The sequence below is a fragment of the Streptococcus sp. GP0011 genome (genome assembly GCF_030546305.1).
Lineage (GTDB): Bacteria > Bacillota > Bacilli > Lactobacillales > Streptococcaceae > Streptococcus.
In genome coordinates this window covers 132,724-151,734 of sequence record NZ_JAUONR010000003.1, presented here as the reverse complement: position 1 = coordinate 151,734, position 19,011 = coordinate 132,724, and the positions used below count along the sequence as shown (strand labels likewise).

Genomic DNA, 19,011 nt, shown 5'->3' with positions numbered 1-19,011 from the left:
AAAAAAATTTTACAACTATCATTTTATCATATTTTCATGAAAAACAAAAGAAATTTCGAAACGAGTATACTAGATGATGAATGTTTTCCAATTTCTCTCCAGATATTTAGAGTAAGAAATATGTCCTGTATCAATTTATTTGTAAATTCATTCGTTTTTGTACTAAGCAAGCCATTCACCTAAAAAAGAAGATCACTTGGATCTTCTTTTTTCGTGTCTATCTTTCAAAGATGGACTGTCTGAAGTCGTCTGTGGCACGTAGATAAGCGTTGAAAATACGATACTTGAGTTGGGCGACACTGCTCTTAGAGCTGTCTGATAAGGCACGATCAATGTTCTTAGCTGAGGCATCCGCTAGTACTGCTAAGTACATATAATCTTGTAATTCCTCATAAGAAGAAATCGTAATTTGTCGTTTGCTATCTAGTTTTCCTGCTTCAAACTCGATAGTGATAGGGCGAAGGAAGTTTTGAGCCTTGTTGTATCGCTCATTCAACATGGCTTTCTTCAAATCCTTCCATGATTCATACTGGCTACCATAGAGATTTTTGAAAACCAAATCATCTCCAACTACTCCGACATCTCCTCTGTTCCAGATTGAGTAGGTCTTATGACCTTCTTTAAGCGCTTGGCCAGCGTATTGGCCAGATACATATGGGACAAATCCTTGTTGGTAACCCTTGTCTCCGAGCAATTCATAAGCTCTACGGCGGAACATAAGTCCCCCAGGTGCACCAGTTGGATTGTCCAGAGCTGCATAGAAGGAAGCAAACATATTGATGACATAGTAGCCATTTCGTCCAAAGTTAGCTCTATCCCAACCATCGCGACGACCAATGATATTATGATCAACCAAATCATCAACAGATTTTAGTTTGGCTGCTTCTTCGGCAGTTATAGGGACAATTCGATCATCAGCGTGAGCTTGTTTACCATAAGACGTATTCTCAAATTTATAATTTTCAGCCTTACGGTACCATTTCATTTTCTGTTGATCAGTTAGAACTCCAGTAACAATATCCCCTTCTACATAATCCAGAAGGTTCAGTACATCAAAGACTCCATGCATGTAGTCGCGAAGAGCATCTGCTGAGGAGAATCGGGCAACAGGATCATAGGTATGGTAACGTGTGGTCGAATCTTTATCTCCCTGATAGAAGCTATTGAGCACGAGACCTTTTTCGCTAACATTGGTTACAGACTCTAACATTCCTGTAGCAAAACTCTCAGGTCCTTCACCCTCACGACGACCATGTCCTTCAAAATAGATAGAACCATCCGAGTTGTGGGTCATTTCATGGGTATAGACCATGGTTCCAGAAGCTCCCAGCATCTGGTCATAGACGTAGAAGACTTCATAACCATTGGCAAAGGCTCCTAGTCCATTGTCTCCGTGATATTTGCCAGCAGGGCCAAAGAAATTGTACATAGCAACTGAGGTCTTATCATTACGCGGAGCCCAATATTGCTGGCCTTTATCATTATAAAGAAAGAAACCGTCTGTAACGATCACCCGTCTGAATAGAGTGTCTTTCCTGTTTGGACTTAGAATGTTGTACCACATGTCATAGTGGTTTCGTTGCCATTCAGCTGATTGATCCACAAGTTTTTCAACGTGTCGATGGAGTTCCTCACCTGAGAGAACTCTGCCACCTTCTTTCCTGTAGCCTCCAAAGCTACCAAAGGCAATGGTCGACATATTGCTGATGATATAGACATCTCTTTCAGGTAAGGTCAGAAGTTGGAGGACCATTTGCTTGAAGCCCCAATCTCCCTGAGTCAGTCTGTCGTAGACCTTGATTGTATACTTACTCTTACGATCTGCATTGTCTTGCTTAGCCTGAATTTCTGGCAGACTTGAACGAGCCTCTACGATATAAGCCTTAGTATTTTCCTTGAACCATTCACTGTTGGTTTTGTGTGGCAAGAAGAGTTCACGCAGACTTTCTAAGTAAGCAAAGAGGTCTCCTTTGCCTTTTTCCTTGGCTAGAGATTGTCGGTAGGCATTGAAGTTGTTTTGGGCTCGAAGATTGCCCATTCCAGAGTTCCCGAGAGCGATGATAGTATCCAGTGTCGAAGCTGCTTGATTGCCAAAGAAATCAAACTTATAGGCATTAAGATCTTTGGTATTGAAAGTTCCATAGTTGACATTGTACCATCGGTTGAGATAGGTCAGACCAAGCATGAAGGCCTCTTTGTTCTTCAGAATTTTTTGGCTAATCGCATCCGCTACGGCAGGGCCTAGGGTGTTGATCGACTTGTCAACTGAAAGTACCTTGAGGAGCTCCTGACCTAGTTCAGCTTTGATTTGTTCAAAGGCTTTTTCCAGATAAAGATCATCTAAGGAAGCTGTTTCACCAATCCCTAATACTTTACGCACTGCAGCCGAGTCATAGGTCACAGATTTGAGTTCATCCAAGACACTCTCTTTAATAGACTGGTAGTCAGATAGGAAGACTTCTGGCGTATAGAGTAAATTCTTATCAGCAATGCTATATTCTGCAATCTGGCCATTGGCAAAATCACCCTTGTAGGTCAGATCAAGATAAGCGATCGTCTTATCTGCATAATGCAACATCAGTCTATTGATTTCACCCTTATGGCTGTTGACATCCGTTATCAGCGTCTCGTCTTTCATCGGAACCACATCTAGCAGGGCTACTTTGTTGAGTTTATCATCTTCAGCTAATTGGTTGGCTATATGAACGATGAAGTCTTTGTTGTAGAATGGTAATAGTTTTTCTACATTTTCGTAGGCTTGCTTTCTGGACTCCTGGGCTCCTCTCACTCGACTATAGTCTGTTTGATGCTGGTAAGCTTGCTGCAATGGCTCTTGGTCCGTCAAGTTTGAAGTGATTCCAAAGGACTGACGTTTGGTTTGCGCATCGGCCTCTGAAATAGAACGGACAAAACGCTCATCTTTTCGATTTGCTGTAGTCCCTTCAAGAACATAAGAGTCCCGAACAGAAGCCTCAGGATAGGGATCTCCTGTCATCGTATGACCATTTTGAACCTTGACACTGGTCAAGACATTTCGGACCTGTCCATTGTTCCAAGTAGACCCGATTGCTCCACCGACTTGGCCAGAATGACCTCCATTTTGGATAGAACCAGTCACATAAGAAGTTTCTAATCTAGCTCCATTTTGCAAACGACCGATCAATCCTCCAACACGCTGGTCTCCGTTTCTACCCGTTACTTGGATAGATACATCCGCCTGACTCTTCTGCGCCAGTGATTGGTTGCCGTGGAAATTACCGACCAGGCCACCAATATTGTACTCCTGCCCCCCATCTTGGGTGCTGGTGATGGACCCTTTAAAGGCAACATTGGTTAGTTTTGTGTTTTGGGCAACACCTACGAGTCCACCGATATGCTTGTTCCCAGATAGACTACCACTTACAGAAACATCCGTAATCGTTGCGTTCTGAGCGTTGCTAGCCAAGGCCCCTATAGAATCCTTGCCTGTCACTGCAGCCGATTTCAAGGTCAGTTGCTGGATGGTGGCATTTCTCAAGGTTGCGAAGAGTGGTTTTGCCAAGTTGTAGATGGTATAATCTTTGCCATCCACTCGGCTAGTTAGGCTACCTGAAAATTCTTCTGGTACATAGCTTGTCGCAGACTGTTCCAACTGGAGTTCATCTGCTGAAACATCCGCTCCTAATGTGAAGTTTCCAGTCGGGTTTGACTTCATGGCCTCTACGAGCGCTTTGAAGGACGTATAGACACCTTCTTGACTAAGAGGCGTTTTCGGCAGTTCAAAAGAGTAATCTGGACGATAATGATCCCCTTCTCCCTCGACGAGCTGATTAGCTGATACCGTTACGGAATAGGCATTGCCCTTATCTGTAATCTTAGAAACTGGTAAGAGCATATCCTTGAACTTGTCTGACTGAATGCGGACATAGTAGTTGTCCAAATCAGACGGCACTTCCGACAGGGATAGGTAACGTCGGTAGTGACTACCATCTTTACCGTACAGTTCGATGCGGTCAATGTCTTTGATTTCAACCTTCTTATAATCTAGCTGAACTGGACGTTGATCCTCTATACTAGTTTGTTCCCCTTGACCTAGGTCATATTTCATGACGGTTTTGAGGGTATAAGGAGTATAGTAGTCCAAGTCATCAAATGTCAATTTTTGAGCGAGGTCCACAAGATCGACTTCCTTGATTAACGTTTCACCCTTGTATAGCTGCGCTTTGGCTGATTGATAGCTAGCTGTAGCATCCGTCAAGTGATAGCTAAGAGAAACTTGGCGTTTGTCTTCTTCCTTCTCGACACGGACTAGAGAGAGGGTTGGTTTTCTCTTGACACCATCCAGAGCTTGACGAGCGGCCTCGAGATCCGTCCGAACTTGATCGACCAAGGCTTGATTGGCGAAAGGATTGTCCAAAACGAGCTTGGCCTGATCTAGAGCACGACGATAGCGGAGTTTGGCTTGTTCATCAGCATACTGGTAAGCAACTGTAGACTGAGTTACATCCTTCATGTCAAATTCAACTCCAAGAGTTTTCTTATCAACAGGTTGACCGTCTAGGTTTTTCTTAGCAGTTTCAAGAGCCTTTTTCAAAGAATCAACCTGTTCTTGACTAGCATGAGATGCCTCAAAGAGAGCTTGGGCATTTGCGACTGCCTGTTTATAAGACTCCTGATCTGCAGTGGTATCATTGAAATACTGATGCGTTTTCTGGATGCTCTCAGCTTCTTCCACTAATTGGTGTAAGGGTTCGAGGTCGAGGGTTCCTTTTTCTGGTTCCACAGGAGCGTGATCCGCATTTGTAGAAATTGGTTTTGTACCGACTTTGATAATCTGAGGAACTGCTTCTTTTGTGATAGTGTTAGAGATTTCCTCTGTATTTTCGACTTTTCCATCTACTAAATACTGACGAGTCACAATCGTACGCACGCCCTCTTGACCTGCTTGACTAACTTCTCTTTGCCCCAATGGCAGGTCTGCACTTTCCACTTCCTTGGTTGGATAGGGTTCAGCCACTGTTGTGGTAACGTCCTTTTCTTCGACGTTTAAGCTTGGAACTTCATTTACAGGAGCGTCTGTTGGTTTCTCGCTAACAGGGCCTGTTCCAACTGTTACGATTTCTGATACTGCTGGAGTCGTCACTTCGTTGGAGATTTCCTGGCTTCTCTCTACTTTTCCATCTACCATGTACTGACGGGTGACGATTGTGCGCACTCCATCTTGACCAGCTTGGGTTATCTTGGTCTGGCCAACTGGTAAGCTATCACTCTCTACTCGTTCTCGAGTGTAGGGTTCTGCTACCGTCGTGGTAACATCTTTTTCTTCAACGTTTAAGCTTGGAACTTCATTTATTGGGGCGTCTGTTGGTTTCTCGCTAACAGGGCCTGTTCCAACTGTTACGATTTCTGATACTGCTGGAGTTGTCACTTCGTTCGAGAGTTCCTGGCTTCTCTCTACTTTTCCATTTACCATGTACTGACGGGTGACGATTGTACGCACTCCATCTTGACCAGCTTGGGTTATCTTGGTCTGGCCAACTGGCAAGCTATCACTCTCTACTCGTTCTCGAGTGTAGGGTTCAGCCACTGTTGTGGTAACATCTTTTTCTTCAACGTTTAAGCTTGGAACTTCATTTATTGGAGCGTCTGTTGGTTTCTCGCTAACGGACTCCCCTGGGCTTGGTTTTGTAGGAGAAGGGATCTTGCTTCCGACTTTTCTAATCTCAGAAGTCGGCTCAGTCGTTACCTGATTGGAAACCTCCTCTGTATGGATCACCTGACCATTTAAAAGGTAGCTGCGGGTCACGATGGTACGACTACCATTTTTCCCTGCCTGAATCACCTCAGTTTGACCTTGCGGCAAATCATCCGCCTCTACTTCCTCCACTTGGAAAGGAATAATCTCTGTACGACTCGTATCTTTACTTTCAACCTTTAACTCTGGTTGTTCAAATACAGGAGCATCACTTGGTTTCTGAGAACGATACTCTTCCTGCGCTTGGCTTCCGTTCGAAGTTTGGACTGGAGTATCAATAGGAGCCGAATGATTCAACTCTTTCTTGCCATCAACTGGAGAGTTTACTTCTTTTTGAGATTTCAAATACCCTACATATTGGTAGCCTTCAATCGTAAGTGGGGATTGCAATGTTTCCCCGACCTGTACAGTCAATTCCTGATTATAGTCTGCCAGCATTTGATTTGTCAAAGCCAAGGAAGTTGGCGCAATCAGCTGACTTCCTAGACTGGTCAAAAGCATGAATGAAGCAAGTTTCTTGCGATCATCTCTGCCCAGTTTAATCGCTACGACCAGTAGCACAATGCCTGCCCCTGCTGCAATTGAGCTAATGAGTTGGCTGTGACCAGTTGCAGGCAGCTGTCTCGTCGGACGATAAATCAAATAGTAAGTATCATCTGTTTCCTCAGCAAACTGTGGCAATTCTTTGACTACCAATTGCTTTTCTTGGTCCGTGAGCTCACTTTCTGTCACATACTTATAGTGAATCTGTTTTGTGACGGATGGCGTCTGTTCACTGGCTGCTACACTTGCAAGAGAACCTCCTCCACTAAAAAGGTAGAAAACCCCTACCAAAGCAGAAACTAAACCAACCGAAACTTTTCTCAATGAAAAACGTTGGTGCTTTTCTCCTAAATAACTTCTTTTCATTTCTAATCTTTCCTTCATCATGATTTGAATCCCCTCTATTCTACCGAAATTTACTAGATTATTCAATTTATTTGCTATAAATAATAGCCACAAAAAACTGCTAATCTTTTCAGTTCATTTACGCTGTCAAAATCCTTATCTTATCAGGTCTTGAATGCACAAACAAGATCATGGAGAAACCACAGAAAAATTCCTAGGTAGCCTTAAACCTAGGAATTTTCAAATTTTAATCAAACAGAATCGTTTCCTTATTTCTTGAAAATAGACTGTCTGAAGTCGTCTGTCTCACGAAGATAAGCATTGTAAATCTTCTTCTTGAGCAGGTTAACCCAGCTAGCTTCGACACGGCTAGTAGCATTGGTAATGTTGCGTACATCCTCTGCCACGGCTGCGTCCATCAACTGCTGCATCTCTGCATAAGAACGAATGGTTACTTTCTTGGTACTGTTTGGATTTTTAAGCTCGTACTCAATGGTAATTGGCTTCAGCTTGGTCAGCTGATCAATCCGCTCCTTGTACATGGCCTTCTTGAAGGCTGCCCAAGAGGTGTATTCACCTTTAAATACATTTTCCAAGACTTTCTGGTCTGTCACGAGACCGACATCTCTTCCAGACCATCCATCCCACGTTTTCATCCCTTCATCGAAGGCTTCCTGAGAGTACTGACCAGAAACATAAGGGACAAATCCGTCATGATAGCCCTTGGCTGCCAGTAATTCATAGGCTGTGCGACGGAACATAACGTCACCTGGCGCTCCATTTGGATTGCTCAAGGCTGAGTAAATTGGTGAGAAGAGGCTGAGACTGAGGTAGCCATTTCGACCATATTTCCCACTTTCCTTATTCTCCCGACGAGTGATCACATCATTTTCAATGAGAGAGTTAAAGGTCTTTAATTGCTTGATTTCTTCAGCAGTGAAGCTTCTCGTCTGGTTACCAGCATGAGTCTCCTTACCATACTTATCTGTAATATAGTAATTCTCCATCTTTCTGAACCACTGAAGTTTCGCATCATCACTCTGCTTCAGCATAGAGGTACCTTCTAGATAATCCAAGGTGTAGATCATGTCAAACATACCATGGACATAGTGTTGAAGGTCTGCTGCATTTTGAACACGTTCCTTGAAATTATAGGTATGCATACGTGTCTTAGAATCCTTGTCCACCTTGAAGAGAGTATTGAGCGTAATAGTTGGTTCATCTGGGCTTGGCGAAGACTGCAAGAGTCCGCGAGCATAGAGTTCCGCACCTAGTCCCTCACGACGACCATATCCTTCAAAGTAAATAGCACCGTCAGAGTTATGGGTCATCTCATGCGTGTAAACTGAGTTACCATAGTCTTCCAACAATTTAGCAGCATCAAAGTGGGTTACACTACCCGTAGCATAGGCATTATAGCCCTTGCTTGGATACCACTTGCCAGCAGGTCCGAAGAACTCCTGCATAGCTAGAGATTTTTTATCATTAGCTGGAGCCCAGTATTTTTGACCATTCTTGTCAACCAATGAGAATCCATCATAAACCAGAACAGAACGGAAGAGCTTGTCCTTGCTTTCTGGACTGAGAATCTTATACCAGAAATCATAGTGATCACGTTGCCATTCAGCTGACTTTCTAACACGGTCTTCGACATATTCAACTAGTTCTGCGTCTGTGCGCACTCTGTTATTAGCATCCAGACGATAGCGATCATAAGCCCCCATAGAGAGGGTAGACATATTAGAGATAGCATAGACACCTTTTTCAGTCATGGTCAAGAGTGGTAGGAGCATGCCCTTGTGTTCCCAATTATCTGCAGTAATCTTGTCATAAACACCGACAGAGTACTTGCTCTTGCCCTCGGCTGCGTCCTGAAGCTGTCTCGCTTCTGCTACATCGGACTTAGCCTCAACGATGTAGGCTTTTGTATTGGTCTTGAGCCATTCATTATTGGTCTTGTATGGTAGGAAGAGCTGACGGTAGCCTTCAAGGTAATTGAAGAGTCCTCGCTTGCCAGTTGCTTCAGAGAGCGAATTATCATACGCTGTATAGTTGTTCTTAGCCTTGAGATTCTCAAGTCCTGATTTTCCTAAAGCAATGATTGTATCAAGAACCGAAACGTCATTCTTACCGTAGAAATCCATCTTGTAAGCCGACAAGTCCTTAACATTAAAGGTATCATAGTTGATATTGTACCAACGGTTAAGGTAAGTCAGACCCAATAGGAAAGCTTCTTTATCAGCAAGAATCTTCTTAACAAGATAATCCTTAACTACTTCACCTTCAGTATTGATAGCCTTATCCATAGCTAGCACTTTGCGAAGCTCACCTGATAGCTTGCTTTTCACTTGCGTAAATGCAGTGTCTAAGTATAGTTCATCTAAAGAAGTGTCTGCTGCTACTCCGAGAACTGTGCGCATAGCTGGCGAATCAAGAACGACCTTGTTCAGCTCTGGCAACACTTGATTTAGAATGCTAGTATAATCTGATACGAAGGCTTCTGGAGTATAAAGAAGGTCTAATCCCTTCATTCTATACTCAGCAATACCTTGGTTGACGAAATCTCCCTGATAAGATATTTCTAGATAGTCAATGGTATTGTCCATGTAGTGCAGCATCAAACGATTGATTGCTGTTTTATTGCTATGGATATCTGTCACCACTTGATGATCCTTCATCGGAACAACATCCAGTAGGTACTCCTTGTTCAACTTATGTTCTTTCGGAATCTTGTTCGCAAATGAAACAATGGTTTCTTTATTGTAGAAAGGAAGCAGTTTCTCCATATTTGCATAAGAATATCCGCGGTCAAATTGAGCATTGTTTACCTCACCATAGTCGACAAAACGCATATTTAGATTCGTGTCATCTAGGCTAGTTGTTATGTCCATAGCAGTCAGTTTTTCTTCCATTTCTTCTTGAGTAATGGTAGAAGTAACAAACTGATCGTTTTTCAAGGTTTCACTTTTAGCAACTTTATATACTTGCGTAATACGGTCGTTTTTGTAGCCCTGATCCCCAGAAATACTGTAAACATTTGTACCGCTAACATTGCTGATCACATTATCAACCAAACCATTAAAGTAGTTCGAGCCGACCACTCCACCGATTTGACCGTTAGTGGTTGCATTATATAGTTTTCCTGTCACATAAGATTTGGTAATTCGAGCATTGTTTTCTAGACGTCCGACCAAACCACCGATACGTTGTTCATTTGATCGTGCACCACTAATAATCGTTACATCTGCTTTACTTTGGCTAAGAAGAGATTCTCCTCCTTTAAGGCTTGCAACCAAACCACCTACATTATATGCTTTGATGTGTTGACTGTTAGATAGGATAGTCCCCGTAAAAGAACTATTTGTAATTTTCGTATTGGTTCCGTTAACTACTAGACCCGCTACGTTAGAGGCGTTTCCTACTACCGATACTCTCCCCTGAACAGAAACATCTGTGATTCGCGCATTCTCCGCATTGCGTGCCAGCGCAGCCGAGTCATAGGTACCCACGATATTCACATCTTTAAAGTCGATATTGGTAATAGAAGATCCGTTCTTGAGGTTTTCAAATAAAGGTTTGGCTAGATTGTAAATCGCATATTGCTTGCCATTTTGACTACCTGTCAGACTACCGGTGAAGTTCCCTTTGAGGTAGACATAATCCGCAGGAGCTAGGTTGACCTCGCTCGCATCCAAATCAGCTCCCAGAACATAATTTCCTGCCATATTTCGCTTCATAGCTTCTACCAATCCAGCAAAGCTAGTGTAGACATTTTGCTGACTTGGGACTGCCTTACTGATGTAGAAGTCGTGTCCAGACTTGTAACCCGTCTCACTTTCTTGGACGAGTTCAGGAAGGGTGACATTAACCTTATAGACTGCCTTGCCATCTTTCTCTGCTTCAGAAATGCTGTGAACTGGTAGGAGAATTTCCTTGGATTCGCTTGATTTGATCTTGACGAAGTAGGTAGACAGATCTGTAGGCATAGAGCTCATCGATACAAAGCGCTTGTATTGGTCGTTTTCTTTATGATAAAACTCAACAGAATCAATATCACGGAAGGCAATCTTCTTGTATTCTAGCTCAAAGTTACGACTGTCTGTTTCAAACTCAGTAAAGCTGCCATTATCCAGTTCATAAGTCAACTTGGTTTTTAGAGTGTAGCCTGTGTAGTAGTCTAGGTCGCCAATTTTCAAGCTACCAGCAAAGTTGGTAATTGGAAGAGTGCGAACTAGCTGATCTCCCTGGTACAATTCTGCAGTCGCTGAGCGGAAGGACTGGGTCTGGTCTTCCAATCTATATTGGACCGTCACCGACTTATCATCAGCATTCTCAGTCAGACTTAGAATGGAAACAGTCGGCTTGACTTTAGGCACTCCATTTAGAGCTTCTTTGGATGCTGTCAGGCTAGCAAGAGCTTGGTTGATCTGTACTTGTGTAGCAGTCTGATTGTTCAAAACTCCCTCTGCCTTGGTCAATTCGTCAGTATAAGCTGTCTGCTTTTCTGAATCTGCATTCTTATATTTAACCAAGGTTTTAACCGTTGGATTTAAATCGTACTCAGTCTGAAGAGCTGTTTTAACAACTTCAAGACCACTTAATTGCGCCTTGGCTTGATTGATTTGTTCCACCAGTTGGTTGACTTCTGCTTGGCTGGCTTGGGATTGGCTCAGAATCGCTTGACCTGCCGTCAAAGCAGCATCATAGTTAGCTTGATGACTCTGGCTATCGTTGAAATAACGGGCCTGAGCTTTAATCTGATCCGCTTCTGCCAAGAGATTATGCAGTGAAATTAAATCGAACTCCTCTAAAGCATCTGCTTTCGGAGCTTCATTCGGCACCATATTTGGTTTAGCAGTGCCGACTTTGACAATTTGCGTTACAGGAGCTAGGGTTTCCCCATTAGATAATTCTTGACGGTCGATTTCCTGACCATTGGAACTGTAGACACGGGTCTTAATGGTACGTTCGCCTTGGACTCCTGGAGTTGCGATTTGACGAGCATCTCGAACAAGCTCATCGGTTTCTTCTTCACGAATTGTAAAGTTAATCTTCTCAACGCGAATTTCGTCAGTATATGTCAGTGGATACTCTGGCAGAGCGTCTGCTTTTGGCGCTTCGCTCGGTACCATGGTTGGCTTAGCTGTTCCGACTTTGACAATTTGCGTTACTGGAGCCATGGTTTCTTCATTAGATAACTCTTGACGATCGATTTCCTGACCGTTAGAGCTGTAAACACGAGTCTTAATCGTGCGCTCACCCTCAACACCTGGTGTTGCGATCTGGCGGGCATCTCGAACCAATTCATCCGTTTCTTCTTCACGAATGCTAAAGTTGATTTTTTCTGCGCGCGTTTCATCTGTATATGTCAGTGGATACTCTGGCAGAGCCTCTGCTTTTGGCGCTTCGCTCGGTACCATGGTTGGCTTAGCTGTGCCGACTTTGACAATTTGTGTTACAGGAGCCAAGGTTTCTTCATTCGAAAGTTCTTGACGGTCGATTTCCTGACTGTTAGAACTGTAGACACGAGTCTTAATCGTGCGCTCACCTTGGACTCCCGGAGTTGCGATTTGACGAGCATCTCGAACAAGCTCATCGGTTTCTTCTTCACGAATGCTAAAGTTAATTTTCTCAACCCGAGTTTCGTCGGTATAAGTGAGTGGATACTCTGGCAAAGCGTCTGCTTTTGGCGCATCGCTTGGTACCATAGTTGGCTTAGCTGTGCCGACTTTGACAATTTGTGTTACTGGAGCCAAGGTTTCTTCATTCGAAAGTTCTTGGCGGTCAACAACTTGACCATTGGAACTGTAGACACGGGTCTTGATCGTGCGCTCTCCCTCAACACCTGGTGTTGTGATCTGGCGGGCATCTTGGACCAATTCATCCGTAGTTTGCTCGTCAATGTTGAAGGCTATTTTCTCTACACGAGTTTCGTCGGTATAAGTCAACGGATACTCTGGCAGTGCGTCTTCTTTCGGTGGATCGTTCGGTACCATAGTTGGCTTAGCCGTGCCGACTTTGACAATTTGTGTTACGGGAGCTAGAGTTTCCTCGTTGGACAACTCTTGGCGGTCAACCTCTTGCCCGTTGGAACTGTAGACTCGGGTCTTAATCGTGCGTTCACCTTGGACTCCCGGAGTTGTGATTTGACGAGCATCTCGAACAAGCTCATCCGTTTCTTCTTCACGAATGCTAAAGTTGATTTTTTCAACCCGAGTTCCATCGGTATATGTCAACGGATATTCTGGCAGAACGTCTGCTTTAGGAGCTTCATTCGGTACCATAGTTGGCTTAGCCGTGCCTACCTTAACGATTTGTGTTACTGGAGCCAAGGTTTCTTCATTCGAAAGTTCTTGACGGTCAACCACTTGGCCATTAGAACTGTAGACTCGAGTCTTGATAGTCCGTTCACCTTGGACTCCTGGAGTGGCGATTTGACGAGCATCACGAACCAATTCATCCGTATATTGCTCCTCGATGTTGAACGCAATCTTCTCAATGCGGGTTTCATCCGTATATGTCAACGGATACTCTGGAAGAGCGTCTGCTTTCGGAGCTTCATTCGGTACCATAGTTGGCTTAGCCGTTCCAACTTTGACCACTTGCGTTACGGGAGCTAGAGTTTCCTCATTAGACAACACTTGTCGGTCAACAACTTGACCATTGGAACTGTAGACACGAGTCTTGATAGTCCGTTCGCCTTGGACTCCCGGAGTTACGATTTGACGACTTCCTTCTGGAATCTCATCTGTATATTGCTCGTCAATAGAAAAATCAATCTTTTCTATTCTAACCTCATCATTTGTAGTCAATTCCAACTCAGAGTTCTCTTGAACAGGCGCTGTATCAGAACTGGTGCCATACTCTGTCAATTCTGGAACTTCGTGAACTGGAGAGGTTTCAGGACTTGTGCCATACTCTGCCAATTCTGGAACTTCGTGAACAGGCGCTGTTTCTGGAGTTGTGCCATATTCTGTCAATTCTGAAGCTTCATGAACTGGCGCTGTTTCTGGAGTTGTACCATATTCTGTCAATTCCGGAACTTCGTGAACTGGAGATGACTCAGGGTTTGTGCCATATTCTGTCAATTCTGAAACTTCATGAACAGGCGCTGTTTCTGGAGTTGTACCGTACTCTACTAGTTCTGGAACTTCGTGAACTGGAGTTTCTTTTGGTATCGAGTTAGTTGGAGCTGTTCCAACTAAAATAATTTCAGAAACAGGTTCAAGCGTCACTTGATCAGAAATCATTTCGCTTTTTACGATTTCTTGATTCTCATGATAATGACGAGTCACCACTGTACGTTGACCTCGAACACCTGATTGTATGACTTTTGATTGGCCTTGAGCCAATTCATCAGAATACTGGTATTTTGTCTGATAAGGAAGTTCTTGAACTGACTCCTGCTCGCTAATTTTTAGTTCTGGCAAGTCATAAACGGTGCTTAGACGAGCAGACTCTCTCTCCTTAGCAGCTATAGCTTCTCTTTCTCCCTCAGTTAAAGCATCCCTCTTATCTGAAACAATCTCTTTCATATCAAGATTTGTTTCACTCGGTTTAAGTTCACTTCCCTTCTCTTTCTCCAAGTCAAGTGTCGGATTTTCCTTATGAGCAGAATGAGCTAAATGACTATCATTTTGTTCTTCATTCTTTAAATAACCGATATAGTCGTAACCGTCAATTTTCAATGGCGCTGGCAGTGCATCTCCAAGACCCAAGTTAAGACTTTGATTATATGCAGCGAGCTCGATATTCGTCACTGCTAAGACTGTTGGAGATAGCAGTATGGATCCCATTCCAGTTACCAACAAGATAGAAGATAAATACCTCTTCCCATTTCTTCCTTTAACAACTACAAGCACTAGTAATGCAAGACCCAACGCTGTAAAAGTTGATTCCCAAAGACCGGAATGACCTGTTTTAGGTAATACTCTAGACGAATCCGCTTGAGTAGTCGGACGATAAACTAAGTAATAAGTCTCTGAAGCATCCTCAACATGCTTTGGAATCTCCCTGATCAAGGCACTCTTCTCTGCCTCCGTCAATTCAGACTCCACTACGTAGTGGTATTTGACCTGAGCAGACTGCTGACTTTGAATTTCTGCTGCCTTCACAGAAGTCAAGCCCCCAGCCATTTGCCCATTCAAAAAGAAGCTTCCAATAGTCGCCGAAACGAGCCCGACAGACAACTTTCTGAAAGAAAAGCGCTGTCGTTTTTCTCCATAAAACTGATGTTTCATTCTAAAGATTTCCTCTTCAATATATTATTCAATCCTTTCTATTCTACCTGATTTCACTTGATTATTCAAATTATTTGTCGCGATTTTTAGAAGCAACACATGCTTTTGAAAAGTACCAAAAAACGACCTCTCTTTTTAAAAACATCTCAAAAAATCAGCTTAAAACTCTTCCTAAAAATGTTAGATTTACTCCCTTTGTCCTAAACTTTTTCCAACAAAAAAGAGAGAAATGACTTCCTCTCTTTTTCCTTTTCATCTCATCTTAAACTATGAGAAGACATATTTCTAATCTGATTATTTCGCTTCAAATCCTTCTGCGACCGCATCCGCAAAGTTTTCTTCTACGATGCTTGCACAGTGGTCACAGATGACTGCATGGTAGCTACGTTCTGCAGTAGTTGGGTCGATACGACGGCAACGGTCACAAACTTCACCTGCAGCGCGTTTAACTGTAAAGGCTACATCTTCAAAGCTAACGGCACCTTCTGGAGCTGTATCTTCAGCGATGGTCAATTCTGACACGATCAAGAGTTGAGCCACATTGCTATCCACTGCTCCAAGAAGAGTTTTCACCACTTCATTTGGATAAACTGTCAAGTGTGCTTCAAGCGATTTCCCGATAACTTTTGCATTACGCGCTTCTTCCAAGGCTTTTTGAGCTTGTCCGCGGAAATCCATGAAGGCTGACCATGTATCCAAGATTTCTTCTTGGTTGGCAAAAGTTTGAGCTTCTGGTAATTCAGACAATTGCACAAATTCTTCAGCTTCAAACTCAAGATATGACCAGATTTCCTCTGCTGTGTGCGGAAGGATTGGTGTCAAGAGTTTGGTGATTTTCACAAGAATGTCATAGAAGACAGTCTGCATTTGACGGCGTTCGAGTGATTTGGCACCTTCGATGTAGACAACGTCTTTAGCAAAATCAAGGTAGAAGGCTGACAAATCAACGTTGATAAAGTTCACCAAGGCCTTGTAAATTGTCAAGAATTCAAAGTTTGCATAAGCATCACGAATAGTCTTCACAAGCTGGTTAAAGCGAATGGTCATGTACTTGTCAACAGAACGAAGCTCATCGTAAGCTACTGCATCTTGAGCTGGGTTAAAGTCAGATGTATTGGCAATCAAGAAACGAAGAGTGTTACGGATCTTACGGTAAGTTTCAGAGACTTGGCTCAAAATATTCATAGAAATACGCACGTCGTTGCTTGAGTCAACACTTGTTACCCAGAGACGCAAGATTTCCGCACCAAATTGTTTTTCAACATCACTTGGAGCAATGGTATTCCCAAGAGATTTAGACATCTTCTCACCTTTACCATCAAGGGCAAAACCTTGTGACAAGATTTGTTTGTAAGGAGCAACGCCATGGTTAGCAACAGATGTGATAAGTGATGAGTTGAACCAACCACGGTACTGGTCAGAACCTTCTAGGTAAAGATCTGCTGGATAAGTCAACTCTGGACGGTTTACCACAACTCCATTCCATGATGAGCCTGAGTCAAACCAAACGTCCATGATGTCTGTTTCTTTCTTGAACTCACCATTTGGTGAACCTGGATGTGTAAATCCTTCTGGCAAGAGGTCTTTAGCATCACGTTCCCACCAGATAATAGAGCCGTGTTCTTCAAAGAGTTGAGCTACGTGCTCGATCGTTTCAGCAGTCATGATTGGTGTGCCATCTTCAGCGTAGAAGATAGGAAGTGGAACACCCCAAGCACGTTGACGAGAGATAACCCAGTCGCCACGGTCACGGATCATGTTGTAAAGACGCACTTTACCCCATTCTGAGTGGAACTTCACTTTTTCAATTTCATCCAAGATTTCTTGGCGGAATTTAGATACAGAGGCAAACCACTGTGGAACAGCACGCCAGATGATCGGTTTTTTCGTACGCCAGTCAAATGGGTATGAGTGAGAAATTTCTTCTTGAGCAAGGAGCAAATCGCCCAGTTTTTCGATAACAGTCGGCACAACCTTGTCATAGAACTGACCCGCAAATTCAGGACCAGCATTTTCCATCATAATACCGCGTTCGTTAACTGTTACAGCAACTTCAAGGCCGTTGGCAACACCGACATTGTAGTCGTCCTCACCAAAACCAGGGGCTGTATGGACAATACCAGTACCAGAGTCAGTCGTAACGTGGTCACCAAGGATCACCAACTCATCTACAGCTGTATCCCATGGGTGGACTGTCACAATGTGGTTCAATTCTTGACCACGGTAGGTCGCCAAGACTTGAACATCCGCCCAACCAAATTTCTCAGACAAGCTATTCAACAATTCTGAAGCAACTACAAACTTACGAGATTCACCAGCTGGTTGTACCAATACATAATCAATATCTGCTCCAACTGTCAAACCACGAGAAGCTGTAATGGTAAATGGCGTAGTTGTCCAGACAACGATGTAAGTGTCTGCATCTAGCACACCTTTTCCATCTTTGACGCGGTTAGCATAGTAAAGGGAAGTCGAAAGCAAGTCATGGTACTCAATTTCTGCTTCAGCAAGGGCTGACTCAGAAGACCATGACCAGTAAACTGGCTTGGCACCACGGTAGATATAGCCTTTTTTAGCCATCTCACCAAAGACACGGATCTGAGCTGCTTCATAGTCTGGAGTCAAAGTCACATAAGGATTTTCCCAGTCACCAGAAACACCCAAACGTTTAAAGTCTTCACGTTGTTTATCTACTTGAGAAAGAGCGTACTCGCGGCAAAGTTTCAAGTACTCAACCAAGTCCATTTCTTTGCGTTTAACGCCCTGTTTAGCCAAGACTTGCTCGATTGGCAATCCATGTGTATCCCAACCTGGGATGTAAGGAGCGTAAAATCCAGACATAGACTTAGAACGAACAATAATATCTTTAGAAATCTTGTTCATGGCATGTCCAACGTGGATATTTCCGTTTGCATACGGAGGTCCATCATGCAAGGTGAAATGTGGTTTTCCTTGGTTCAATTCTTGACGACGTTGGTAAAGTTTTGCTTCTTCCCATTCTTTTTGCCAAACTGGTTCTTTGGTTGGAAGACCAGCACGCATAGGAAAGTCTGTTTTCCCTAGATTGAGGGTTTCTTTAAGTTTCATTGTTACTCCTTTAATTTAAAATGACAAAATAAAAACCACGATTCGCAAAAAGGACGAAAATCGTGGTACCACCTTTGTTCGAAAAAAGACAGGGTCTCTTTTCCTCTTTTCCCGTAACGTGGGGGACGTCTAGTCTTACTGTTTTCGGACTGGATTGCTTGAGAGGATAATCTAACCACTAGGGATTGCAGGACTCTCACCATCTCCCGCTCGCTGAAAATATAGTTGGTTGGATCTTGTTCTCACATTTTTTTATAGGATAAGAACAGATTCTTTGTTTGCATCGTCCTCAGTTGTTGCAGTAGCTTCTACTTCAACTGACTCTTCATGCTGGTCACTTTCTTCTGTCTGTTGATTTTGTTGAGCTTCAAACTCAGCTAATTCTTTGTTGCCAGCCTCGATACGAGCTTGTAATTCAGCAACCTCTTCTGGTGTGAATTGACGAGTCATATCAATAGGTTCTTCCTCTGGTTGTAAAGATACAGTTTCACCAAGAACTTCACCCACCACTTCTTTAAAGGCTTCATCACTTGTCTGAAGGTAAGTAGCTGTTGGGCGAAGAATATCTTCCCAATCAGATGACTCAACAATTGCTAACTGACTTTCAATCGTAGACTTGAGGCGTTGATGGAATACACGGCTCTTGTTCTTCAACTCTTCTGTCTCAACAGCCACTCTCTTCGCATTATCTGTAGCCTGACGGAGAATTTCATTTGCCTTGTATTTCGCTTCTTCAAGCAAACGCTGAGCATCTTGTTCAGCTTGTTGAATAATATTGTTTGAACGTTCTTGAGCAGCTTGTTTAACACGCTCTGCAGTATCTTGAGCAATCAAAACTGACTGACTCAAGGAATCCTTCATCTCATCAAAGTAAGACAAACGTTCTTCCAAACTCTTGATGTGTGTCTCTTTATCGTGATTGCTACGAACCAAGTCTTCGTAGTCACGAACAACGATATCCAGAAATTCATCTACTTCTTCTGGATCAAAACCTCTAAATCTTGTACCAAAGGTTTTATCTTTAATTTCTAACGATGTAATTGGCATACTTTTCCTCACTTA

4 protein-coding genes are annotated in these 19,011 nt (G+C 43.2%); all 4 read right to left on the bottom strand.

What is annotated here, in order from left to right; genetic code table 11:
* Positions 1-217 precede the first annotated feature (217 nt).
* The 4 genes from Q4443_RS04910 to Q4443_RS04895 all read right to left on the bottom strand — a co-directional run bounded on the left by Q4443_RS04910 (position 218) and on the right by Q4443_RS04895 (position 18,996).
* Positions 218-6,643 (bottom strand): ZmpA/ZmpB/ZmpC family metallo-endopeptidase, encoded by a 6,426-nt coding sequence (locus Q4443_RS04910; protein WP_303408042.1) that lies wholly within the window; start codon positions 6,641-6,643, stop codon positions 218-220.
* A gap of 248 nt (positions 6,644-6,891) precedes the next feature.
* A complete protein-coding gene (locus Q4443_RS04905; RefSeq protein ID WP_303408041.1) occupies positions 6,892-14,862 on the bottom strand; it encodes a ZmpA/ZmpB/ZmpC family metallo-endopeptidase in 7,971 nt (2,656 codons plus the stop codon).
* Positions 14,863-15,156: 294 nt separating this feature from the next.
* Positions 15,157-17,949 carry an isoleucine--tRNA ligase gene (gene ileS, locus Q4443_RS04900; RefSeq protein ID WP_049519091.1) on the bottom strand — a complete coding sequence of 931 codons (2,793 nt, stop codon included), beginning with the start codon at positions 17,947-17,949 and terminating at the stop codon, positions 15,157-15,159.
* Positions 17,950-18,201: 252 nt separating this feature from the next.
* Positions 18,202-18,996, bottom strand: coding sequence for a DivIVA domain-containing protein (locus Q4443_RS04895; RefSeq protein WP_001123190.1), 795 nt, complete (start codon positions 18,994-18,996; stop codon positions 18,202-18,204).
* Between the last annotated feature and the right edge of the window lie 15 nt (positions 18,997-19,011).